Here is a 23,170-nt window from a genome sequence, read left to right as displayed (position 1 = left end):
CACGCTTCCGCATCCGGCTCGGACGCTCGGGCGATATAGGGAGCGCGGAGCGATTGCGCGACCGTCTCCGCCGCGCGGGCCGCCCGTCCTCACCCTCCGGCGCTGCGGAGGCCGCGGTCGCGCTGCGGCTGGGGGGGCGATGCCCCGGATTCCTTGACCTCTTGGGCGTCGGAGGCCGGTGCGCCCGGCCCGAACCGGCTCGCGATCTCGCCCATGGCGGCCTGCATCGCCTCGAAGCCCTGCACGGTCACGATGCTGGCGCCGGGGCCGAGCGGCGGGATGAAGCCCGCCCCCGAGAGGGTCGCGAACACCGCGTAGTTCAGGTCGGTCTGGACCTTCTGGCCCAGGCTGACGTCCACGATCCAGACCAGGAGCTCGAACTCCAGGAACGGGTCGCCGATCTTCTTGAACACCACCCGGGGGACGGGGTCCTTCAGCACGTCGGCATGGCCCTGCGCGCAGCCGACGATCAGCTCGGCGGCCCGCACCGGATCCTGGTTGCGCAGGACGCTCACCGTGATGCTGACCCGGCCGGAGCGGTCGCCCCGCACTCGGTTCTTGACCACCCCGGAGATCAGGTTCGAGTTCGGCACGATCACGGACGAGCGGTCGAAGGTCTGGATCTCGGTGGAGCGCACCGAGATGCGCTTCACGATGCCCTCCGAATCGCCGATCACCACCTGGTCGCCGACCCGGATCGGGCGCTCCCAGAGCAGCAGCAGGCCGGAGACGAAGTTGTTGACGATCGATTGCAGGCCGAAACCGATACCCACCGAGAGGGCGCCGGCCACGATGGTCAGCTTCTCCAGGCTCAGGCCGAGATACGAGAAGGCGAGCGCCAGGGCGAGCAGGAAGCCGCAATAGCCCGCGATCGTGGTGATCGAGTTGCGCAGGCCGGCGTCCAGGTCGGTGGCCGGCAGGTAGGTCAGCTCGAGCCAGCGCTGCACCGCCCGGGTGACGAACACGCCGAGCACCAGGATGCCGATGCCGAACGCGATGCTCGACAGCGAGATCGTCACGTCCCCGACCTTGAAGCCGAAGAAGGCCTGGCGGATCGACGAGACGATGTCGGTGGAATCGAGCCCCCAGGGCGCCAGCACCAAGAGCGCCGCCACCAGGATCAGCACCACCCGGGCGGCCCCGGTCGCCAGCACCGAGATCTGGTTCAGCGAGCGCTTGCGCAGGCCGGTGTTGGCCTGGAGCGCGGTGGCCAGCCGGGTCTCGTCGGTGAGCGCCCGGCCGATGAACGTGTCGACGCTCTGGACCAGCAGGTAGAGCAGCACCAGGACGCTCGCGGCCCAGATCAGCTGATCGATCAGGAAGGCCGCGAAGGCGACGTAGCCCACCAGCGCACCGAGCCCGATCAGCCCCACCGCGGCCCAGCCGAGCAGCCGGGCCGGGCCGCCGATGCCCGTGGTGGTCTTGGTCGGCACGTAGGGGCCGAAGCAGGCCTCCTCTTCCTGATCGGTGTCGGCGAACCGGTGCAGGCCCACCGCCAGGATCAGCGCCGTGGCCACGGCGCCGAGGCCCCGGGTCGCGATCGAGATCGGCAAGGCCGCCGAGATCCCGGAATTCAAGGCCTCCACGGATTTCACCACGGTCAGCACCGTGGCGATGCCCACCGCCAGCCGGGTCAGCCGGGTGGCCGCCGCGTCCCCGACCGGGGCGGGGCGCCAGGCCGGCTTGTCGGGGCTGAGCAGCCCGTCGCACAGGGCCTCCACGAAGGCGATGAAGGCGAGGCCGCCCAGGATCGCGGCGGCCACCGGCAGCAGCCGGGAGGGCAGCAGGTTGGTGGCGTCGAGCGCGTAATACACCGCGTAGGAGCCCGCCACCGCCGGCACGGTGCCGAGCAGGATCACCCGCCAGGCGGCCAGCAGGGTCGCGCGCCGCGACGGCTCGGCGGTGGCGGCGTCCCGCCGGGCCGCCCGGGGGGCGATGTTGCGCCGCCCGAAATACAGCGCGATCGAGATCCCGAAGGCGAGCCCCAGGAACAGCAGGTTGCCGATGCTGCCGTTGCGGGAGAACAGCAGCCCGATATCCGATACGGCGCTCTGCAGGGAGCGCGTGTCCCGCGGCACGTCGGCCATGACCTTGCTCCAGAGGCCCGGCCCGACCAGGGGCTGCGAGCGCTGGAACAGGTCGCGGGTGAACGATTCGCGCCGGCGGTTCGAGACCCGGTCGACGATCTGGTCGCCCTGCACCTGCAGGGAGCGGGCGAGGCGCTGGGTCTCGTCGATGCGGGCGACGGCGGCTTCGCGCTCCACCCGCTGCTCGGCGACGTCCGGACTCTCCGGGGTGTCCTTGGGCTTCGGGCCGAGCTGGGTCAGCCGCTCGCGCGCCGCCTCGAGCGGCGTGTCGAGCCGGGTGATCAGCGCGCGGATCTCCTCGGTGACGGTCGCGGCGCTGTCGCGGATCGCAGCCAGGTCCGTCGGGGTCAGGTCGGGATGCCCCAGTTGCTTCTCGCGGGCCTCGAGCTCGGCCTTGGCGGCGTCGAGCTGGGCCCGGACCGCCTTGAGCGGCTCGGACATCTGGGGCTGGGGCGCGGCGGGCTTCTGCGCAGCGGGCTTCCCGTCCGTCCCCTTGCCGTCCGCCCCTTTGGCATCCGCAGGTTTGGCCTCGCCCCCCTTTGTATCGGCAGGTTTGGCTTCGGCAGGCTTGGCTTCGGCAGGCTTGCCCTCCGCGGCCTGTCCGGCGGGGATCCCGCCCTGCGCCGCGGCCGGCGGCGCGGCCGCCGGGATCCCCAGCATCAGCGCGGCCAGGAGGGCCAGCACGACGGGGGGGCGCGGTGCGCCGTTCGGCTTCCGGGAGCGCACCAGCGTGCGGATCATGGGCTACCTCTCGTCGGGCGCGCCGGGCGCGCGTTCGGGACCCGGCATCGGCGGACCGGCGGTCGTCGGGAACCGCGCGGGCCGCTTGCGGGCCACTTGGAGCGCCCGCCGCCGGAGGGGACATCGGTTCGGCGTCGGCGAGCGCAGGATATCGAAGCCGCGAGGGTCCGGGCCCGACGGCGGCGCGGCCGGGCCCGACTCACGCGGCCGAGCGCTGTGGGCGAGCAATAGGGCCAAACCGTGCCCCTGCCCACCCTCGGGCCGATCGGCCTTCCCCGCGGCAAGCTTCAAGGCAACCTTCGGGGCCTGCTGTGGGTGCGTCCCCGGGACCCTGCGGGAAAAGCTTCACAAGGGTGTCACGGTGGGATTAGATGAACACCGTATGGACAGGGCCTTTTCGTCGTCACGCGAAAGGGTTCGGCCGGCTCCCACGCCGGTCCGGCCCGGCCGCGTTCCGGTTGCTACCGCACCGACTGGCGCCTTCGCGCGCCGGCCCGCCGCCCTGTTGCTCCTTCCGCCTCTCCCGCCGAGCCGACGCCCCGTCCGCCGGCCCGTCCTGCGCCGGCCCGTGGCCGCGTCGGACGGGCCGGCGGGGCGCTGGCGCGTTCCCGCGCGTTACACGCGTCAGAGATAGTCTGAAGAGTCGCGCCGATGATGGATCTCCAAACCCTCGTCCTGAACGCGGATTATCGGCCGCTCTCGTACAATCCGCTGTCCCTGTGGTCGTGGAAGGACGCCTTCACGGCCCTGTTCCTCGATCGCGTCACCCTGGTGGCGAGCTACGACGTCGAGGCGCGCTCGCCCTCGCGGGCGCTGCGGGTGCCGAGCGTGGTGGCGCTGAAGAACTACGTGACGCTGGCCCGCAGCCCGGCCTTCACCCGCTACAACATCTACCTGCGCGACGGCTTCAGCTGCCAGTATTGCGGGTTGCGGTTGCCCTCGGGCGGCCTGACCTTCGACCACGTGGTGCCGCGCTCCCGGGGCGGCCTGTCGAGCTGGGAGAACGTCGTGGCGGCCTGCTCGCCCTGCAACCTGCGCAAGGCCAACCGCACCCCGCAGGAGGCCGACATGCCCCTCGCCACCGAGCCACGCCGGCCGACCCGCTACGAGTTGCACCACCGGCAGCCCGAGTTCGACCACCGCCAGTACCACCACACCTGGCTCGACTACCTGTACTGGGACAGCGAACTGGAGAGCTGAGGCGGGATCACCAAGCCGGCCCGCGGCGGGGCGGCTCGTTGTACATCGGGACGTTGTGGTTGCGCGGCAGGTAGCCCCGGACGATCACGGGCGGCGGCACCGCCACCAGGTCGGGCCGCACGCGGACGACGCGCCGGAGGCGGGGCGGAGCGAAGCCGCGGTCCTCGGGCCAGGCCGAGGCCGGGGCGGGGACGGCGAGCAGTACGGTCGCGAGCATGGCCAGAGCGCGCGTCGGCCGCCGGGCGGAGCAAGGCGCTGTCATGGTCGGTCTCCGGCCGGTATCGGGGCGATCAGAACTTGAGGGCGGCGCCGCCGCGGATGGTGTTCAGCTCGGCGCGATGCCCGTTGAAGCTCTGGAACAACACGTACTGATACTCGCCCCGCAGCAGGATGTTGGGCGTGATCGCGTATTCGAGGCCGAACCCGAGGGCCACGCCGCCGATCGTCTTGGTCTTGGCGTTCGCCACCAACGTGGTCGGGCCGTACGGAATGGTCTGGGCGCCCTGTCCGGCCGGGGTCGAGCGGTTCAGCGGGAAGTTCTGGTTGAAGCTGGCATAGCCGTGATTGTAGACGGCCGCCGGCAGGCCCGTGGTCAGGGCTTGGTTGGCCGCATAGGTCGTGGCGCCGTAGCCGTAGTTCTGGACCGCGACGGTGTCGTTGATCGTGACCCGGCCGACCGCGAGGCCTCCGGTCACGTAGGGCAGCAGGTTGCCGAAGGCGTAGCCGGCCCGGGCCCGGATGCTGCCGTAATCGTCGATCCGCGTGTTCGACGTGCCGGAGAGGCCGACCGATTCGGAATTGCCCGCGGCCGTCGTCATGATCCGGTTGATGCCGTTGGTCGACCAGCTGTTCATGTCCGCGTGCGTGTAGTCCGCCTCGATACCGAGGACGATCTCGTCGAATTGGACGTTGAAGCCGGCAAACGCACCGAAGCTGGCGCTCTTCGCGCGGGTCCCGGGCAGCGACAGAAACTTCGAGACGCCGAACTCGCTCTCGACATCGCGGTAGCTGAAATATTGCGCGAGGGTCGATTGCAGGGCATCGCGCTGCGCCAGGCCGCCCGACGTATACCCGCCATGGCCGCCGACATACACGCCGCTCCAGTCGAGCACCGCAGCCGGGGCCGGATCGTAATCGGCGCCGCGCAGGTAATCGTAGTCCAGGTCGGCGGCCCGGGCGGTGCTCGCGCCGCAGAGGCCGAGGATCGCCAGCAGCGGCAGGGTGACGGTGCGCATCGGGATCGTCCTGGAACTGCGAGACGGACGGCGGCTCGGGCCTCGATGCAGTGATAGATGGGTAACCTTAAGCGTCCGTTATTTTGGGATCCTTTCCGATATCCCGATTCGATCGTCGCGGCCTGGTAAGAACTATCCGACGGCCCAAGTCTGCTCTGTGCATCCACCGAAGCCCGGCCGCAAAACGAAAAAAACGGCGCGGAGGAGATCCGCGCCGTCGGTGGTCAGAGAGTCGGAGAAAAAATCAGTACTTGCGGACCAGCGGGCCGGGGATCGGCTCCGGCATCAGCGGCGGCAGGGGCGCCGCGACCAGGCCGCCGAGGTAGTAGCGCAGGCCGATCTTCACGTCGTGCGCCTCGATGTCCTTCATCTTGATCGGGCGCAGGGCCTCGGTGCAGCACGGCACGAAGCCGGCGCCGGTCTCGGCCTTGCCGAGGTTGAGGTAGCGGTAGGCCACCTCGATCTTCAGGGCGTCGCTGACGTCGTAGGCGAGACCGGCATGCAGCGCCCAGGCGAAGCTGCCGCTGGTCTTGCTCTTGTAGAACTTGCTGCCGCTGTTGGTGTTGTACACCGGGTTGCCGTTGTTGTCGTAGACCGGCGCGTAGTTGTAGTACGCCTGCCCGCACTTGCAGTCGTAGATCGGGTTGCCGTAATCGTAGGCGTAGGTCGGGCTGGTGAATTGCTGGTTCGTCGAATAGCCCGAGACGTGGTTGAAGGCGTAGCCGACGCCGCCGCCGATGAACGGCGTGATGCCGTACCAGGTGCCGAGGTCGAAATACGCGTTGGCCAGCACCACCGCGGAATCGAAGCTGCTGGTCGACTTGTTGACCCCGTAGGAGCCGAGGCCGTTGTCGAACTCGGGGCCCTTGTAATACTCGCTGCCGCGCAGGCCGGTGGAGTAACGGTACTCGCCAGTCACGTCGCCGCGCAGGAACGGGGTGAACTGGTAGCCGACGCCGACGCCCGCGAACCCGCCGCCGCCGATCTCGTTGCCGAACGAGCGGTTGGCGTCCGGATAGCCGGTGTAATCGTAGGCCTCGCTGTATCGCGGCCGCGTGTAGACACTCGCGCCGACGTCGCCGCGCAGGTACCAGCCGCCGCCGACCTCGATCGGGGGCGGGGGGGGGGGCGGCGGAGGCGGGGGCAGCAGGTCCGCGGCAGCGGCCAGGCAGGGCGCGCCGACGCTCGCCGCGAGCGTCAGGCTGCGCACCAAAGCGTTCAGCTTGGAGCGGGCCATGGAGATTCCTTCACTGGGCTCGTGTGCCGGAGGCTTGGCATGCCGGCTCTGATGACGAGGCGAAGGATGGATCGAACGTCTTAAATCCGGCTTAACGTTAAATGTTAGCCTTGCCGGCTGCTTACGGGCCGCAAACCTGCAACCCAGGGACGGATTTGCTAGTCTTGGCTGCACCATTCCGCACGATCACGACGACGCCCGCCCGTGGGCCGGGCTGAGCCGGTGCTGCCCGAGGACGTGCGCATCCTGGCGCTGATGCTGCCGGAGACGGTGGCGGGCGTCCATCGCGGCAACCCGGATTTCCGGGTCGGCGGCCGGGTGTTCGCGACCCTGTGGGTCGAGGAGGCCCGGGTGGTGCTGCGCTTGGCCCCCGTGGACCAGGCCGAACTGTGCGAGGCCGAGCCGGACCTGTTCACGCCGCTCGACGGCGCCTGGGGCCGGCGCGGCTGGACCAATCTCGACCTCGATCTCTGCGAGGAGGAATCCCTGCGCGCCGCCCTGCTGGCGGCTTGGCGGACCACCGCACCGGCCGTGCTGCGCGCCGCCTACGCGTGAGCACCTCGTGGAATCAGCGCTCCTGAGCAGATCACGCGCGCCTTTTCCCGGACAGGTGAAGCGAAGCGGAACCTGATCCGGGACCCAGCACACGAAGCGCCGCGCCAGCGGCACAGGTCGATCGGACGGACGCTTCGCGCCGTCGTGTGCTGGGTCCCGGGTCGCATTCCGCTGGCGCTGCATGCGCCCGGGAAAAGGACCGTGCAGGCCGGCTCGACGCCATGTCCTGGCTCTCAGCCCAACACCTTGAAAGGGCCGGGCCGCAGTCCCTTTGGGACCCCGGATCTTAGGCCGCGACCTTGGTCACCGCCTCGACCACCTCGTCGACCACCTCGTTGACCAAGCCGCGGTCGTCGCCCTCGGCCATCACGCGGATCACCGGCTCGGTGCCGGAGGGGCGGATCACCAGGCGGCCGCCATTCCCCAGCCGGGCGCGGGCCTGGGCGATCGCGCTGACGACGCTGTCCTGGCTCAGCGGCTCGCCGGCCCGGTAGCGGACGTTCTTGAGGATCTGCGGCAGCGGGTCGAAGCAGTGGCAGACCTCGCTCACCGGCCGGCCCTGGCGCTGCACCACGCTCAGGATCTGCAGGGCCGCCACCAGGCCGTCGCCCGTGGTGGTGTAGTCCGACATGATGATGTGGCCGGATTGCTCGCCGCCGAGGTTGTAGCCGTGCTCGCGCATGTGCTCGAGCACGTAGCGGTCGCCGACCGCGGTGCGGGCGAGCGACAGGCCGAGGCCGCCGAGATACCGCTCCAGGCCGAGATTGGACATGATGGTGGCTACCAGCCCCGGCTGGGTGAGCCGCTCGTCCTCCTGCCAGGAGCGCGCGACCACCGCCATCAGCTGGTCGCCGTCGACCACGTGGCCCTTCTCGTCGACGATCAGCACCCGGTCGGCGTCGCCGTCCAGCGCGATGCCGATATCGGCCCGGCGCTCGCGCACCTTGGCGACCAGGGCGGCCGGGGCGGTGGAGCCGACATCCCGGTTGATGTTGAACCCGTCCGGCTCGGTCCCGATGGCGATCACCTCGGCGCCGAGCTCCCACAGGGTCTCGGGGGCGACCCGGTAGGCGGCGCCGTTGGCGCAATCGACCACCACCCGCAGGCCGTCGAGGGTCACGTGCCGGGGCAGGGTGCGCTTGGCGAATTCGATGTAGCGGGCATGCACGCTCTCGATCCGCTTGGCCCGGCCGAGGTCGGCGGAACCGGCCAGCCTGGTATGCAGCTCGGCATCGATCAGCTCCTCGATCTCATGCTCGATCGTGTCGTTGAGCTTGAACCCGTCGGGCCCGAACAGCTTGATGCCGTTATCCTCGAAGGCGTTGTGCGAGGCCGAGATCATCACCCCGATATCGGCCCGCATCGAGCGGGTCAGCATCGCCACCGCGGGGGTCGGCACCGGGCCGAGCAGCAGCACGTCCATGCCCACCGAGGTGAAGCCCGCCACCAGGGCGGTCTCGATCATGTAACCGGAAAGGCGGGTGTCCTTGCCGATCACCACCCGGTGGCGGTGGTCGCCGCGCTGGAACACCAGGCCCGCCGCCTGGCCGACCTTGAGGGCGAGTTCCGGGGTGATCACCCCGTTGGCCCGGCCCCGGATGCCGTCGGTTCCAAAATACTTGCGCGCCATCACGATCTCCGGTGCCGGGCCTCTCGTCCGGCCAACGCGGCGACAGAGTAGCGCGACAGACCTTAGCAGATTGGATTGCCCCGGGTGCTCCCCGACAAACACGGTCGAAATGCGGCGTCGCCTTACAGCACCCGCGGGAGCGCCGCCGCCAGCAGCGTCACGCCGGAGACCGTCAGTAGGCCGAGCACAACCCGGCGGAAGGCCGTCTCGCTCAGGCCGACATAGACCCGGGTGCCCAGCAGGACCGGGATCAGCATGGCGGGCAGCACCACGGCCAGCATCGGCAGCGCCGTGCGGGTGACGAGGCCCGAGCCGAGATAGACCAGCATGGTCACGGCCAGCATGGTCAGGTTGAAGTTCTGGATGATCGTGCGCTGGACGTCGCGCTCGTAGCCGCGCAGCACGCACCACAGGGTCGGCAGCGTGCCGGTGAAGCCGCCGAGCCCGCCGAGCAGGCCGCCGCTCAGGCCGACGACGGCATCCGCCAGCCGCCCGCCCACGGTGATCCGCGGCAGGTCCTTGGCGAGCAGCATGGCCGGGCACCACAGCACCAGCAGGGTGCCGAGCACCACCTTGAACCAGTCCGCATTGAGCTGCGGCAGCAGCAGCACGCCCAGCGGAATGCCGGCGAGCCCGCCCAGCACGAACGGGGCGAGGCGGGCCCGGTCGAAGCCGCGCCGCACCGTGACGGCGGCGACGATCTGCCCGGTGAGCGACCCGGCGACGGCCAGGACGGCGGCGAGCTGCGGATCGATCACCCAGGCCCAGAACGACAGGGCCACGAGCCCGAAGGCGAAGCCCGACAGCCCCTGCACGAACCCGGCGACCGCGGCCCCGAGGCCGACGACGAGATAAACGGACAACGCCATCAGGTACGCGGCTCGGAAAGATTCCCGTCCCCGGTCTTTCCGATTCGCTGCCCGGATCCGAGCCTCCGGCCGAGCTTGCGGGGGATGTTCCCGGACAGGCGGGGCGGATTGTCATGGGGGGCGAGGCAGGACGCGCCCACCCTCTGCCTATCGGATTCACACATTCTCGGATGTGGCGCGGGTCCCCTCTCCCGTGCGGGAGAGGGACAGGGTGAGGGATGCGCGTTTTCCGGAAAGACCTGGTCCCTCACCCCAACCCTCTCCCGCACGGGAGAGGGGGCGCGTGGCGGCTTTCGCAAGCCGATGTGTGAAACATCGCTGCTGAATGAGTCTGAGGGCTAGACGCACGCGCGTCTCCCTCCCCCCTCTGCGGGGGAGGGTGGCCCCCGAAGGGGGCCGGGAGAGGGGAGCGACGGTGCAGGATAGGGCTGCGGCCTTCACGCCTGCTCTGCATTCGGAAGCCGGGTTCCCCCCTCCCGACCCCTGCTGACTCAGGGACCACCCTCCCCCGCAAAGGGGGGAGGGGGATGCGCACGTGGCCGCAGCGCCTATTCGGCAGGAGGCTCAGAACCAAAAACCCAACAAAAAAGGGCGCCTCGCGGCGCCCCTCTCATCCCATCTGTCCGGCTCAAGCCTGCGGCTGAGGCTCCAAGCCGCCGTCGCTCTCCTTCGGGCGGCCGCGGCCCGCGGAGGGGACCGAGGAGCCCCGGGCCGGGGTCGGGGGCACGTCGCCGCCGTCGCGGATCGGGGGCTGGCCCTTCAGCAGGTTGCGGATCTCGTCGCCCGAGAGCGTCTCGTATTCCAGCAGCCCCTGAGCGAGCGCCTCCAGGTCGTCCTTGTGCTCGGCCAGGATGCGCCGGGCCTCCTCGAGGCCGGTCTCGACCAGGCGGCGGACCTCTGCGTCGATCTTCTGGGCGGTCGATTCCGAGACCGATTGCTGCCGGCCCATCGACATGCCGAGGAAGACCTCGTCGTTGTTCTCGCCGTACGCCACGGTGCCGAGCTCGGGCGAGAAGCCCCAGCGGGTCACCATCATCTTGGCGAGCCGGGTCGCCTGCTCGATGTCCGACTGGGCGCCCGAGGTCACCTTGTCCCGGCCGAAGGTCATCTCCTCGGCGATGCGGCCGCCCATCATAATCGCCAGCCGCGAGGTCATCTGCTCGAAGCTCATGGAGAGCTTGTCGCGCTCGGGCAGCTGCATGACCATGCCCAGCGCCCGGCCGCGCGGGATGATGGTCGCCTTGTGCACCGGGTCGGTGGCCGGAACGTTGAACGCCACGATGGCGTGGCCGCCCTCGTGATAGGCGGTGAGCCGCTTCTCGTCCTCGGTCATCACCAGGGTGCGCCGCTCGGCGCCCATCATGACCTTGTCCTTGGCGTCCTCGAACTCATGCATCGTGACGATGCGCTTGCCGCGACGGGCCGCCAGCAGGGCCGACTCGTTGACGAGGTTCATCAGGTCGGCGCCCGAGAAGCCGGGGGTGCCGCGGGCGATCACCTTGAGATCGACATCGGGAGCCAGCGGCACCTTGCGGACGTGGACCCGCAGGATGCGCTCGCGGCCGGTGACGTCCGGGTTCGGCACCATGATCTGGCGGTCGAACCGGCCCGGGCGCAGCAGCGCCGGGTCGAGCACGTCGGGGCGGTTGGTCGCCGCGATGATGATGACACCCTCGTTGGCCTCGAACCCGTCCATCTCCACGAGGAGCTGGTTCAGGGTCTGCTCGCGCTCGTCGTTGCCGCCGCCGAGGCCAGCACCGCGATGACGGCCGACCGCGTCGATCTCGTCGATGAAGATGATGCAGGGCGCGTTCTTCTTGGCCTGCTCGAACATGTCGCGCACGCGGCTGGCGCCAACGCCCACGAACATCTCGACGAAGTCGGAGCCCGAGATGGTAAAGAACGGCACGTTGGCCTCGCCCGCGACCGCCCGGGCGATCAGGGTCTTACCGGTGCCGGGCGGGCCGACGAGCAGCACGCCGCGGGGGATCCGGCCGCCGAGCCGCTGGAATTTCTGGGGGTCGCGGAGGAATTCCACGATCTCCTGGAGGTCTTCCTTGGCCTCCTCGACGCCGGCGACGTCATCGAAGGAGACGCGCCCGTGGGCCTCGTTCAGGAGCTTGGCCTTCGACTTGCCGAAGCCCATGGCGCGGCCGGCGCCGGACTGCATCTGGCGGCTGAGGAAGATCCAGGCGCCGATGAAGACGAGGATCGGCAGCCAGCTCACGAGCAGCTGGATGAACCAGGGGGTGTTGTCCGACGGCGGACGGGCGGTGATCGTCACGCCCTTGCCCTGGAGCTTGGAGACCAGGCTCGGGTCGTTGGGCGCGTAGCTGGTGAAGTTGCCGCCCCCGACATAGGTGCCGGACACGTCCTGCCCGGAGATCACCACCGACTGGATCTTGCCGGCATCGGCATCGTTGAGGAGCTGGCTGTAGGCAATCTCGCTGCCGCCGCCCCGGTGACCCGGGTTCTGGAACAGCGTGACGAGGGCCAGCACCAGCAGGAAGATGACGACCCACAAGGCAAAGTTGCGAAAATTCGGGTTCATCGATCAATCCTTGGTGCGTGCGGCCCCCTAGACGGACACCTCGCGCGGCTTTGCCGGTCCATCCGTGCACACCTCGCCAATGTAGGCGGGGGGGCCTTCCTTGCCAAGTAAGCCGGTCCCCCCTGCGGCGAGGGCAGCATCTATCCGTCAAACGGCGGTCTTGTGCCGGCGCAGCGGGGCCGGCGCCAGACTCACCGTGCCGGCGGAATCGGTTGCGACCAAAATCCCCGCCAGGGTGCGGCGGATCGGCTCCCGGCGGCGCAGGGCCGGCAGCACGGCCTCGAAGACAAGGGATTCCAGGCGCTCCAGCCGGCGCGGCGCGGCGCCCACCCGGGTCAGGGCCGCGTCGAGGCAGCGCAGGGCGATGGCCTCCGGCAGGGCCGCCAGCACGGCGCCGTCGAGGCGCAGCGCCGCGGCGTCGGTATTCTTTGCCGGCAGCAAAACCGCCGCGAAGGCCTGCGCGGCCGCGGCCCGGAGGGCGTCGTCGTCCCGGGCGGCCCGTTCGGCGAGGCGCGCGAGCCGCGCCGGGCTCAGGCCCTCCCGCTCCAGAGCGGCCCAGCTCGCGCGCAGGCGGCCCCGGGCGAAGCGCGGATCGGCGTTGGCCGGGTCGCGGACATGCGGGATGTCCCGGGCCGCACACCACGCCACCAGTATCGCCTTCGGCAGGGCCAGGAACGGCCGCCCGAGGGTGAGGCCGGGGGCGAGCGCTCGTTCGGCCCGCATGCCGGCAAGCCCGGCCGGTCCGCTGCCGGCGGCGAGCCGCATCAGCACGGTCTCGGCCTGATCGTCCTGCGTGTGGCCCGTGAGCACGAGGCCGGCGCCGATCGCCTCGGCATGGGCGGCCAGCAGCCGATAGCGGGCGGCCCGGGCCGCGTCCTGCAAGCCGGTGCCGGGCTTCGAGCCAGCCCAGGCCAGCACCGCGTGCGGCAGGCCGAGCGCCCGGGCCGCCCGCCCGACGCCCTCGGCCTCCGGGCCGGAATCCGGGCGCAGGCCGTGATCGACGGTGGCGACCCGCACGGCCGCGCCGAGCGCCGCGGCGGCGTGCATCAGCGCGCTCGAATCGGGCCCCCCCGAGACGGCGAGCAGCACGCCGCGCTCGGGCCGACCAAGCCAGGGCGCGAGGGCGCGGAGGACCGGATCGTCCGACTGTCCGGTCATGGATTCAAAAGGTCCCCGACCTTTTGCGGGTCCAGGGCAGAGCCCTGGTCTCTCGGGGGCTCCACCCCCGAACCCCGCCAAAGGACTAGCCCTTTGGGATCCCCGGTCAGGCCGCGCAGCGGGCGCGCTTCTGCTCCCGGGCGACGCCCTGGCGGACGCCGGAGCCGGCATTGGGGAATTTCCGGTCCAGCTCGGCCAGCGTCGCGCAGGCCTGCTCGCGGGCGCCCAGGGCGTTGAGCGTAACGCCGAGCTTCAGCATCGCGTCCGGAGCCTGCGACGAGCGGGCATAGTCGGTGGAGACCTTCAGGAACTGCTCGGCCGCCTCGCGGTTGCGGCCGCGGGCCAAGTAGCTCTCGCCCAGCCAGTAGGTCGCGCCGGCGACCCGGTTGTCGCGGGGATGCGACTGGATGAACTGGCGCAGGCCCATCTCGGCCTGCTCGTACTGCTTGGAGCGGTAGAGCTCGACCGCGGTCTCGTAATCGGCGGCCGGGTCGCCGGTCCGGGTGGCGGCCACGCTCTCGGCGGGGCGGGGCGCCGGGACCGGGATCGCGCCGGTGCGGGCGGGCGGGCGCAGGTCCACGGGCTCGTCGTAGCCGGGGGCGGCGCCCTCGGCGTCGGGATCCTCGTCCTCGATCGCGGCCCGGGGCAGCGCCTGCGGCCGGACCGGGGCCGCCTCGGCGGCCTCCCGGGCCGGCAGGGGCGGGGAGGCCGGCGTGCTGCCGAGCGGCATCGGCGCACCGGGCGCGCCGGGGGCCTGGGACGGGTCGAAGGCGTCGCCGCGCTTGCCCGGACGGCCGGACCCCGGATTGCCGCCGTTGACCGTGCCCGCCGGGGCCGATCCCGATGACGGGGAGGAGGGGGCGGCCTTGCCGCCCTTGCCCTCGTTCAGGCGGAACTCGACATCCTCCTGGAACTTGCGCAGCTGCTCTTTCAGCTGCCGGTTCTCGTACTGGAGGGTCTCGATCTGCCCGGACATGATCCGGGACTGGTTCTCGATGCGCCCCAGGCGCACCACCAGTTCCGAGGCGTCCTGCGCGGCGGCCGGAGGGCCGAGGAGCAGGCCCCCGAGGATCGTGGTGAGCGCGAGGCGGGTGCGAAGGCGGGCGGGCATGATGGGCTGCGGTCCGATGGAAGCGCGAGGCCCTATCAGATGCGCCGTTCCGCGGCAAAACTGCGGCGCGGCCAATTCTTCGCGGGACCGCCTGCCGGTTCTTCGAAGGAACCGGCAGGCGGACGTGGATCGCGTGTCGGATCCGCGAAGAATTACGCCCCGGCGCCGCGGTCCAGCACGATCACCGCGCGGCGGTTCTGCGACCAGCACGAGATGTCGTTGCACACCGCCACCGGCCGCTCCTTGCCGTAGGAGACCGTGCGCATCCGGTTCGCGCCGATGCCCCGGGTGGCCATGTAGTCGTTGACCGACTGGGCCCGGCGGGCGCCCAGGGAGAAGTTGTACTCGCGGGTGCCGCGCTCGTCGGCATGGCCCTCGATGATGAAGGTGTAGCGCGGGTAGCGCTGCAGCCAGGCGGCCTGCTTGTCGAGGGTGGCGGTGGCGGTGGGGGTCAGGTCGGTGGAATCCGATTCGAAGAAGACCCGGTCGCCGATATTGACGACGAAGTCCTGCGCGCTGCCCGGGGTCGCGGCCCCCGCCCCGAACGCGGAGGCGTCGGCGAGGTCCTTGTCGTTGCTGCAGGCGCCGAGCCCGAGGCCGGCGCAGAGAGCGAGGCCGAGGGCGAGTGCGCGGAAACGCTGGGGCATGATCGTTCAACTCCTCGAGCGGTGCCGAAGGCCGGCTGCGGGTCTTCGAGGCGGGTCCGCGTCGTCCTGAGCGCCGGTGATAGGCGCGGATGGTTAAGCGACGGTTCCGGCGCGCCCCGCGCAACGTCCTGCGGGCCCGCTTCGGTCGGCGGCGTGCGCTGCCGCACGCAGGGCCATGCTGACGCGCCCGGATTGCGGCACCGCCAGGGCGATCGGGCGGGGCCACCGGGCAAGCGGAGGCGTTTCCGCCCCGCGGGTTGCCCGGATGCAACAGGGCCGGATACCGCATCCGGGCGCGTTTTAAGACATTCTCAACCCTGTCGGGCCTTGATTCGCCCGAAGCGCTCGCCGTCGACGCGGATTCCGGTTCGGCACACGCGAGCGCTTCCAGATCTAGAGACGCCGCGCGATTCCCGGACCCCTCAATGCGCCCCGCCCAGTGCGTCCTCATCGTTGAGGACAGCTACCTGCTCCTCGAGATCATCGCGAGCCTGTGCGAGACGCAGGGCATCCGGGTGATCGAGGCCTCCACCGGGGAGGCGGCGCTGACGCTCCTGCGGGCGCGGGGCCACGAGATCGACTGGCTGTTCACCGACATCCACCTGCCCGGCCTGATCGACGGCTGGACCGTGGCCCACGCGTTCCGGGCGCTCCATGCCGACCGGCCGGTGGTCTACACCTCGACCGATTCGAGCGGCGGCCGGGGCGTGCCGGGCAGCCTGTTCCTGCGCAAGCCGTTCCAGGTGGAGGCGGTCAACCGTCTGGTCCGGATGATGGGCGACGGCTTGAGCGACGCCCCGCTCTGCGCGGCGGGCTGAACGCGTCCCGGTTACCCGGCCCGGAACAGCGCGACGATCTCGGGGCTGGCGAGCCAGGTCTCCACCCGCTGGCACGCGAGATCGCCGGCCGGCAGGGCGTCGTAGAGGGAAAAGCTCGCCGCGATGAAGCCCGGCAGGTCGTAGAGCCTGGGGAAGTCGTCGCCCCGGGGCTTCGTCTTGAACAGGTACGAGCCGGTGAGGCCGAAATGCTCGGCGATCGGCGGGTAGAGCGGCCAGACCACGTCCTGGACCAGCTCGTCGCCGAGGTAATCCTCGATCTCCACGGGCTCCGGCGTGAACCCGCTCTCCTGAAGCAGCCGCCGGGCGATGTCGCCGATGACGAAGGCCTTGGGGTGGTTCATCAGGTGCATGAAGGCGCCGCGCCGCGCCCAGCGGGTCACCTCCCGGTCCAGGCCGAAGCCCAGGGCCGCGGCGGCCCCGACCAGCTCGCGCACGGCCGGATCCCAATGGTCGAGGTAGCCCAGGCGGACGAACACGTCCTCGCGGAACAGGCCGGCGGTGCGGCCGGCATCGAGGCCGAGCCGGTGGGCGCAGAGCACGATCGCCGAGTGGTACTGCCCCGTCGGCGAGGGCGCGAGCTTCAGGGCGGCGAGATCCGAGGCCTGGCCGGCATAGACCATGTCCGGGTGGAAGGCCGAGAACACGATCGCCGGGAACAGCTTGAGCCGCGGGTCGGCCGCCCGCAGACTGGCGACGTCGCCGCCCGGGATCAGCCCGGCCGGGAAGGTCTGCGAGAAGACGTGATCGTGGGAGCGGAGCGTCCGGACCAGGCCGTCGATATGGCCGTGGTCGCGCTTGAGAGAGCCCATGGGCAGGTAGCGCACGGGGCTCTTCGGGGCGAGCAGGCGCATCGCCTGGGCGATGCCCCGGGCCTGGCAATTGCCCAGCACCGCGATGGCCGGCCCGTCGCGGGTCGTGGCGGCGCGCGCGCGGTTCCGCCATGGTGTCGCCCAGGTAGGCGCCCAACTGGGGGTCGACAGGGACAACGCGCTGCGGGCGCGCCGGGGCAGATCGTTCAGGGCCACGTCGCGTGCCGGGGTCAGCGGACGGATCAGCAGCCCCGAGGGCAGTTGCCGTCGTGAAGAAGAGGGTTCGAAGATGGCGTTGAATCCGTATACGGGTCTACCGGCCGAGCGATTCTGGCGCAAGGTCGTGACCAACGTGCCGCCCTTCGCGGTCAATCCGCACCCGAAGGACACGTTCGCGATCGGGCCGACCGACAAGGTCGCCACCGGCGGCTCCTGTTTCGCGCAGCGGGTGGCCGAGGCGGTGCGCGGCGCCGGCTTCAACTACTACCTGACCGAGCCGCCGCCCCCCGGCATGAGCGCCGACGAGGCCAATGCCCGCCAGTTCGGCACCTTCTCGGCCCGGTACGGCAACCTCTATTACACGCGCCAGTTCGTGCAGCTGTTCGACCGGGCCTATGGCCAGTTCGAGCCGGAGCTGAAGGCGTGGCTGCGCGACGACGGCCGCTACGTCGACCCGTTCCGCCCCACCGTCGAGCCGGCGGGTTTCGCCAGCGAGGCCGAGGTGGTCGCCGCCCGGGACGCGCATCTGGCCGAGGTGCGCCGCCTGTTCGAGACCTTGGACGTCTTCGTGCTCACGCTGGGCCTCACCGAGGGCTGGCGCTGGCGGGGCGACGGCGCGGCGCTGCCGCTCGCCCCGGGGGTCGCGGGCGGCACCTTCGACCCGGAGCTCTACGAATGCGTCAACGCCGGCGCGGGGGAGGTGCTGGGCGACCTCAACGGCTTCCTGGACCGGCTCTGGAGCGTGAACCCCAAGGCCCGGGTGATCTTCACGGTCTCGCCGGTGCCGATGATCGCGACCTACATGGACCGGCACGTGATGGAGTCGAACAGCTACTCCAAGTCGGTCCTGCGGGTGGCGGCCGGCGAGGTGGTCGGCCGGGGCGATCCGCGGGCGGTGTACTTCCCGGCCTACGACATCGTCACCAGCAACGTGAATGCCGGGCGCTACTACAACGAGGACCAGCGCACCATCAACGACGCGGGGGTGCGCCACGTCATGCGGCTGTTCCTGTCGACCTTCGCGCGCGACCGCGCCGCCGCGGCCCCGACCCACGCCCCCGTGGACCTCGCGGCCGAGTTCGAGGGCAATGCCGGCGTGATCTGCGACGAGGAGGAGATCGAGCGCAGCGTGGCGTGAGCGGCGGGGGATTTGCCTCCGGGCAGGTGTTTCGGGCAAGCTCAGCAGTCTGGGCGCTCGCGCCCGTCCGGAGACGATCCCCGTGAGCCTGCCCCCGCCCCGCCAGCCCGACCACGACATCGATCCGATCTTCGTGGCGCGGCACTCGCCCCGTGCCTTCACGGGCGAGGCGCTGCCCGAAGCCGAGCTGATGCGGATGATCGAGGCGGCGCGTTGGTCGCCGTCGGCGTACAATTCGCAGCCGTGGCGCTTCCTCTACGCGCTGCGTGGGGACGCGAACTGGGAGACGTTCTTCGGCCTGCTCGTGCCCGGCAACCAGAAATGGGTCTCGGGCACCGGCGCGATCCTGTTCCTGGTCTCGAACGGGCTCATGAAGGTCGGGGACGAACTGAAGCCGTCCTACAGCCACTCCTTCGACGCCGGCACCGCATCGCTGGCCTTCCAGCTCCAGGCGATCCATCAGGGCTGGCACGCCCACGGCATGGTCGGGTTCGACCATGTCCGCGCGCCCGAGGTGCTGCGCCTGCCCGAGAACCACCGGATCGAGGCCGCCTTCGCGGTGGGCCGCAAGGTCGCGGAGGCCGACCTCACCGAGGAGCAGCGTCCGCGCGAGGCCCCGAACGGCCGCCGGCCGATCACCGACTTCGTCATCGCCGGCGCGTTCCCGCCCTCCGGCACCTGAGGCGGTCCGGAACCGGAGTATACGACCAGGGATTGTGTCGGCAGCGCGATGGCGCCGGCCCTCGCCCATCCTGCTCCCGCCCCCCTACGATCGGAGCCTGCCCATGGACCAGAAACCCTCGGTCCCGCCCGGCGGCACCGCCGCGCCCGCCCCCTTCCTCGACGCGGGCGGGTTCGACCATGCCTCGGGCCTTCAGAGCGTGGCCGACCGCCACGGGGTGAGCCTCGATGCGGTGCGCCACCTGGTCCAGGCGCTGGAGCGCGGGCACGGCACGATGGCGCAGTTCAACCATCCCGACCTCGGCGGCATGGGCCAGTGGTTTTCCGGCGGCATGGTGATGGTCGGCCGGATGTTCGACGACGGCCTCAAGGCCTGGGTCGACGCGCTCTGCACCGAACTCGCCGCGGCGCTGCCGGCGGGCGGCTTCACGGAGGTCGGGCCTGCGTCGCAGCGCGGCGGCGGCGAGTGGTGGCCCGCCGGCCTCGGGGCTCCGGCGAGCACCGGCGCGCAGGACGGCCTACGCTACGCCTACTTTCCCGACACGCGGCGGCTCGCGATCGAATCGGGCAGCGGCGTCGCGCTCTACGATACCGGCGAGCACCACATCTCCGGGGTCTCGCAGGCGAACGGCAGCCTCGACTTCACGGGCCCGCGGGGCGTCGTCGCCCTCGACCGCCTGCGCCGCATCGAGGCGGAGACGGCCGCCCCCCGGCAGGTCGATCCGGCCGAACCGCCGCCCCCGCTTCGACCGACCGCGCCCGCGCCGGAGCCGGCCTCGTCGGGCGATGTGCTGGCCACGATCGAGCGGCTGGCGGAGCTGCACGCCCGGGGCGTGCTCAGCGAGCGGGAGTTTTTGGACAAGAAGGCGGAACTGCTGGCGCGGCTGTAGGCGCGCGGTTGATCAAAGGTCGGTCAAGGTCCGCCGCAGGAACGCGATCAACCGGCGGTGGTGCTCGTTCTCGTCCTCGCCGTCGGGCATGTGATCCTGATCCGCGAGCAGATGGACCTCGGGGTCCAGACCGTGGCGGTGCAGCCGGTCCCGAAGACGCTCCGTCATCGCGGCCGCCCACGTCGCGTCCCGCAGGCCGTGACTCAAGTACAGGGGACCGCGATACCGCTCGATCTCGATCGGGGTAGTCGGAAGCAGGTCGTCCGACGTGCCGCGCCATGTCCAGGCCCGCTGGGCGGGATCCCAAGGCTGAAATCCCGGATCACCGGAATCACGCCACGCGGCGCCCACGAAAGCACCGCAGACGACGTCCGGCGCGGCATGGGCCGCGACGGCATCGGGCAAGCCGGCGACATCATCCCGTGCCATCAACGACGCCACCAGCAGGGCGTGTTCCGCCCCCCGGGAGACACCGTAGAGGCCGACCCGCCCGGCCATCGGCAGGGCGCGCAGGACGCCAAGGGCCTCGACCGTCCGGTCGAGCGGAACATCGACGATGTCGCCGGCATTCCAGACGTTGCCGCCACGCGAGTAGCCGAACGGGAAGGCCAGGAAGCCGTGGGCGGCGAGGATGGCCGCCGTGAGGTAGCTGTAGCCCGACCAGGCCCCTTCGGAGCCGTGCAGGACCATCACGGCTGGAAATGGACCGTCGCCGGACGGCCCATAGGTCATGCCCCAGCCGGGCAGAGGACGGTTGATGATTTGGAGCGCCATGCCCGGATCATGGCACGCGGCGATGCGTCCGGCCTATCGGGTCCGGATGAACTCCGGGCCTCGCCCGGCGGGACGTCGAAAAACTCAGGCGATGCCGGCGCGCAGCAGGTCGTGGACGTGCACGATGCCAACGGGCCGGCCGTCGGTGACCGCGAAGACCGCGGTGATCAGCCGGCGGTTCATCAGTTCGAGGGCGGCCTGGGCGAGCTTGTGCGGCTCCACGGTGATCGGCTCGCGGGTCATGATCGCCGAGACCGGGGTATCGAGGATCTCGGGGCCCATGTGGCGGCGTAGGTCGCCGTCCGTGATGATGCCGACCAGGCGCCCGGCGCCGTCCGTGACGCCGACGCAGCCGTAGCGGCGCGCTGCGATCTCGATCAGCACCTCGGACATCAGCGCGGTCTCGTGGACCAGCGGCATGTCCTGCGGGCCGTGCATCACCTGCTGCACGGTCTTGAGCCGGGCCGCGAGCGTCCCGCCGGGATGGAGGGTGTGGAAGCGGGCCGAGGTGAAGCCGCGCCGCTCCAGCAGCGCCACCGCCAGGGCGTCGCCGAGCGCCAGCTGGATCAGGCTGGAGGAGGTCGGGGCGAGGTCGTGCGGGCAGGCCTCGCGCACCCGCGGCAACTCCAGCAGCACGTCGGCGGCCTTGCCCAGCGTGCTGGCGCCGTTGCGGGTGATGGCCACCAGCGGGATCGAGAAACGGCGGCTGAAGCCGACGAGGTCGGAGAGTTCCGCGGTCTCCCCGGACCAGGACAGGGCGACGATCACGTCGTCGCGGGCGATCATGCCGAGGTCGCCGTGGCTCGCCTCGGTGGGGTGGACGAAGAACGCGTGGGTGCCCGTGGAGGCCAGCGTCGCGGCGATCTTGCGGCCGATATGCCCGCTCTTGCCGATGCCGCTGACGATGACCCGGCCCTTGCTCTGCAGGATGGTCTGCACCGCCTCCTCGAACGCGACGCCGAGGCTGCCCTGGAACGCCGCGCTGGTCTCCTGCAGGGCGGCGATGCCCAGTTGCAGGCTGCGGATCCCGATATCGCGGGTGCCCGCGAGATGCGGCGAGGGCGCGTCGTAGGGGTCGTCGCGCAGGGCGCTGGAAGCGGGAGCGGTCATCGGTTCCGTTCTGGACCCGTCGAGCAGGGTCCGGCGCCGCGAAGGCGAAGCGAAGCGAGGTTTTCGACGCTAGGGAGCCGTCATGGTTGAAATGTGACGCCGGGACGACATGCCGCCCCTCTCCGTCCGCCCGGCGGTTGAAGGCCCGCTCCGGCGAGTCCATGCTCCGCATACGCCAGCCAAAAGGGCCCAAGCCCCATGACCATCCGCTTCCCCGATCCCGACCCGAACATCCTCGCCCGGCGGGGGGAGATCCTGGCGGGCCTCGCGCCCCTGGTCGCCCCGGAGGCGCTGGTGGTGAGCGAGGACGAGCGCCGGGCCTTCGAGACCGACGGGCTCACTGCCTACCGGCAGATGCCGCTGGCCGTGGTGCTGCCCTCGACCACCCGGGAGGTGGCGGCCGTGATGGCCTATTGCCACGCCGAGGGCGTGCGGGTGGTGCCGCGGGGCGCCGGCACATCGCTCGCCGGCGGGGCGATCGCGCAAGGCGACGCGATCATCCTGGGCGTCGGCAAGATGACCCAGGTGCTCGACCTCGATTTCGAGAACCGCACCGCCCGGGTGCAGAGCGGGCTGACCAACCTGGCGATCTCGGGCGCGGTCGCCCACGAGGGCTTCTTCTACGCCCCCGACCCGTCGAGCCAGCTCGCCTGCACGATCGCGGGCAACATCGCGATGAATTCCGGGGGGGCGCACTGCCTGAAATACGGGGTGACCACCAACAACCTGCTGGGCGTCACCCTGGTGCTCAACGACGGCACCGTGGTGGAGGTCGGCGGCCAGCACCTCGACAGCCCCGGTTACGATCTTCTGGGCCTCGTCTGCGGGTCGGAGGGGCAGCTCGGCATCGTCACCGAGGCGACCGTGCGGATCCTGCGCGCCGCCGAGGGCGCGCGGCCGGTGCTGGTCGGCTTCTCGAAGGTCGAGGATGCGGGCGATTGCGTCGCCGCGATCATCGCGGCCGGCATCATCCCGGTGGCGATCGAGTACATGGACCGCGAGGCGATCCTGATCACCGAGGACTTCGCCCAGGCCGGCTACCCGCGCGACGCCGAGGCGATGCTGATCATCGAGGTCGAGGGATCGGATGCCGAGTGCGACGCGATGCTCGGGCGCATCGAGGCGATCGCCAAGGACTTCAGGCCGACCAGCGTGCGGGTGTCCCGCTCGGAGGCCGAATCCGCCGCGATCTGGAAGGGCCGCAAGTCGGCCTTCGGGGCGACGGGGCGCATCTCCGACTACATCTGCATGGACGGCACCATCCCGACCGGACAGCTCGGCCCGGTGCTGGAGCGGATCGGGGCGATCTGCGCCGGCCACGGCCTGCGGGTGGCCAACGTGTTCCACGCGGGCGACGGCAACCTGCACCCGCTGATCCTGTTCGACATCAACACGCCGGGCGAATTGCAGAAGGCCGAGGCCGCGGGCGACGCGATCCTGAAGCTCTGCGTCGAGGTCGGCGGCTGCCTCACCGGGGAGCACGGCGTCGGGATCGAGAAGCGCGACCTGATGCGGTTCCAGTACGCGCAGGTCGATCTGGAGCAGCAGATGCGGGTGAAGGCGGTGTTCGACCCCGACTGGATGCTCAACCCCGCCAAGGTGTTCCCCCTGGACGGACGGCTGGAGGCGACCAAGGCGGCCTGAAGTCCCGGGTTCCCAAAGGGCTCAGCCCTTTGGTGGGGTTCGGGG

Annotated in this window: 20 protein-coding genes; 7 read left to right on the top strand and 13 right to left on the bottom strand. The window is 70.8% G+C overall.

What is annotated here, in order from left to right; genetic code table 11:
• Positions 1–89: 89 nt before the first annotated feature.
• Positions 90–2,828 (bottom strand): DUF3772 domain-containing protein, encoded by a 2,739-nt coding sequence (locus MFF40_RS13425; RefSeq protein ID WP_238260832.1) that lies wholly within the window; start codon positions 2,826–2,828, stop codon positions 90–92.
• 651 nt (positions 2,829–3,479) lie between these two features.
• Here MFF40_RS13425 and MFF40_RS13420 point away from each other — a divergent pair.
• Positions 3,480–4,028: an HNH endonuclease gene (locus MFF40_RS13420; RefSeq protein WP_007563401.1), complete on the top strand. Its 549-nt coding sequence runs from the start codon at positions 3,480–3,482 to the stop codon at positions 4,026–4,028.
• Between the two features lie 7 nt (positions 4,029–4,035).
• Here the strand turns inward: MFF40_RS13420 and MFF40_RS13415 are convergent, their stop codons facing one another.
• The 3 genes from MFF40_RS13415 to MFF40_RS13405 form a co-directional block, all read right to left on the bottom strand.
• Positions 4,036–4,290 carry a hypothetical protein gene (locus MFF40_RS13415; RefSeq protein ID WP_238260831.1) on the bottom strand — a complete coding sequence of 85 codons (255 nt, stop codon included), beginning with the start codon at positions 4,288–4,290 and terminating at the stop codon, positions 4,036–4,038.
• A gap of 28 nt (positions 4,291–4,318) precedes the next feature.
• Entirely contained in the window at positions 4,319–5,263 is a 945-nt protein-coding gene (locus MFF40_RS13410; protein ID WP_238260830.1) for an outer membrane protein, read from the bottom strand.
• Between the two features lie 244 nt (positions 5,264–5,507).
• Complete coding sequence (locus MFF40_RS13405; RefSeq protein ID WP_238260827.1) at positions 5,508–6,500, bottom strand: outer membrane protein; 993 nt, start codon at positions 6,498–6,500, stop codon at positions 5,508–5,510.
• Positions 6,501–6,722: 222 nt separating this feature from the next.
• On the opposite strand from MFF40_RS13405, the gene MFF40_RS13400 reads away from it, so the two are divergent.
• Positions 6,723–7,055: an MmcQ/YjbR family DNA-binding protein gene (locus MFF40_RS13400; RefSeq protein WP_147899563.1), complete on the top strand. Its 333-nt coding sequence runs from the start codon at positions 6,723–6,725 to the stop codon at positions 7,053–7,055.
• Positions 7,056–7,341: 286 nt separating this feature from the next.
• On the opposite strand, the gene glmM is transcribed toward MFF40_RS13400, so the two are convergent.
• From glmM to pal, 6 genes are all read right to left on the bottom strand, one after another.
• A complete protein-coding gene (gene glmM, locus MFF40_RS13395) occupies positions 7,342–8,685 on the bottom strand; it encodes a phosphoglucosamine mutase (RefSeq protein ID WP_147899562.1) in 1,344 nt (447 codons plus the stop codon).
• 122 nt (positions 8,686–8,807) lie between these two features.
• Positions 8,808–9,554 (bottom strand): sulfite exporter TauE/SafE family protein, encoded by a 747-nt coding sequence (locus MFF40_RS13390; RefSeq protein WP_147899561.1) that lies wholly within the window; start codon positions 9,552–9,554, stop codon positions 8,808–8,810.
• A gap of 628 nt (positions 9,555–10,182) precedes the next feature.
• Positions 10,183–12,105, bottom strand: a complete 1,923-nt coding sequence (ftsH, locus tag MFF40_RS13385) for an ATP-dependent zinc metalloprotease FtsH (RefSeq protein ID WP_147899548.1) — start codon at positions 12,103–12,105, stop codon at positions 10,183–10,185.
• Positions 12,106–12,252: 147 nt separating this feature from the next.
• Positions 12,253–13,263 (bottom strand): tRNA lysidine(34) synthetase TilS, encoded by a 1,011-nt coding sequence (tilS, locus tag MFF40_RS13380; RefSeq protein WP_147899547.1) that lies wholly within the window; start codon positions 13,261–13,263, stop codon positions 12,253–12,255.
• A gap of 106 nt (positions 13,264–13,369) precedes the next feature.
• The gene (ybgF, locus tag MFF40_RS13375) at positions 13,370–14,374 is read right to left on the bottom strand and encodes a tol-pal system protein YbgF (protein ID WP_238260825.1); all 1,005 of its coding nucleotides are present in this window, start codon (positions 14,372–14,374) and stop codon (positions 13,370–13,372) included.
• Between the two features lie 152 nt (positions 14,375–14,526).
• Positions 14,527–15,021: a peptidoglycan-associated lipoprotein Pal gene (gene pal / locus MFF40_RS13370; RefSeq protein WP_147856178.1), complete on the bottom strand. Its 495-nt coding sequence runs from the start codon at positions 15,019–15,021 to the stop codon at positions 14,527–14,529.
• Between the two features lie 425 nt (positions 15,022–15,446).
• Between pal and MFF40_RS13365 the strand changes: the two genes are divergently transcribed.
• A complete protein-coding gene (locus MFF40_RS13365) occupies positions 15,447–15,839 on the top strand; it encodes a response regulator (protein WP_147856179.1) in 393 nt (130 codons plus the stop codon).
• 11 nt (positions 15,840–15,850) lie between these two features.
• Here the strand turns inward: MFF40_RS13365 and MFF40_RS13360 are convergent, their stop codons facing one another.
• Positions 15,851–16,885, bottom strand: coding sequence for a WcbI family polysaccharide biosynthesis putative acetyltransferase (locus tag MFF40_RS13360; protein WP_238260823.1), 1,035 nt, complete (start codon positions 16,883–16,885; stop codon positions 15,851–15,853).
• A gap of 73 nt (positions 16,886–16,958) precedes the next feature.
• On the opposite strand from MFF40_RS13360, the gene MFF40_RS13355 reads away from it, so the two are divergent.
• The 3 genes from MFF40_RS13355 to MFF40_RS13345 all read left to right on the top strand — a co-directional run bounded on the left by MFF40_RS13355 (position 16,959) and on the right by MFF40_RS13345 (position 19,597).
• Positions 16,959–18,026 (top strand): GSCFA domain-containing protein, encoded by a 1,068-nt coding sequence (locus MFF40_RS13355; RefSeq protein ID WP_147856180.1) that lies wholly within the window; start codon positions 16,959–16,961, stop codon positions 18,024–18,026.
• An 82-nt stretch (positions 18,027–18,108) separates the two neighbouring features.
• Positions 18,109–18,708: a nitroreductase family protein gene (locus MFF40_RS13350; RefSeq protein WP_147856181.1), complete on the top strand. Its 600-nt coding sequence runs from the start codon at positions 18,109–18,111 to the stop codon at positions 18,706–18,708.
• 103 nt (positions 18,709–18,811) lie between these two features.
• Positions 18,812–19,597: an SHOCT domain-containing protein gene (locus MFF40_RS13345; protein WP_238260821.1), complete on the top strand. Its 786-nt coding sequence runs from the start codon at positions 18,812–18,814 to the stop codon at positions 19,595–19,597.
• A 12-nt stretch (positions 19,598–19,609) separates the two neighbouring features.
• Here MFF40_RS13345 and MFF40_RS13340 read toward each other — a convergent pair whose 3' ends face one another.
• Positions 19,610–20,371: an alpha/beta hydrolase family protein gene (locus tag MFF40_RS13340; RefSeq protein WP_147897540.1), complete on the bottom strand. Its 762-nt coding sequence runs from the start codon at positions 20,369–20,371 to the stop codon at positions 19,610–19,612.
• Between the two features lie 84 nt (positions 20,372–20,455).
• On the bottom strand, positions 20,456–21,481 hold the full coding sequence (locus MFF40_RS13335) for a KpsF/GutQ family sugar-phosphate isomerase (protein ID WP_147856699.1): 1,026 nt from the start codon (positions 21,479–21,481) through the stop codon (positions 20,456–20,458).
• A 198-nt stretch (positions 21,482–21,679) separates the two neighbouring features.
• On the opposite strand from MFF40_RS13335, the gene MFF40_RS13330 reads away from it, so the two are divergent.
• Positions 21,680–23,125 (top strand): FAD-linked oxidase C-terminal domain-containing protein, encoded by a 1,446-nt coding sequence (locus MFF40_RS13330; protein WP_147856698.1) that lies wholly within the window; start codon positions 21,680–21,682, stop codon positions 23,123–23,125.
• The last annotated feature ends 45 nt before the right edge of the window (positions 23,126–23,170 follow it).

This window comes from Methylobacterium mesophilicum (assembly GCF_022179445.1).
Lineage (GTDB): Bacteria > Pseudomonadota > Alphaproteobacteria > Rhizobiales > Beijerinckiaceae > Methylobacterium > Methylobacterium mesophilicum.
This window is presented reverse-complemented; position numbering and strand designations above follow the sequence as displayed.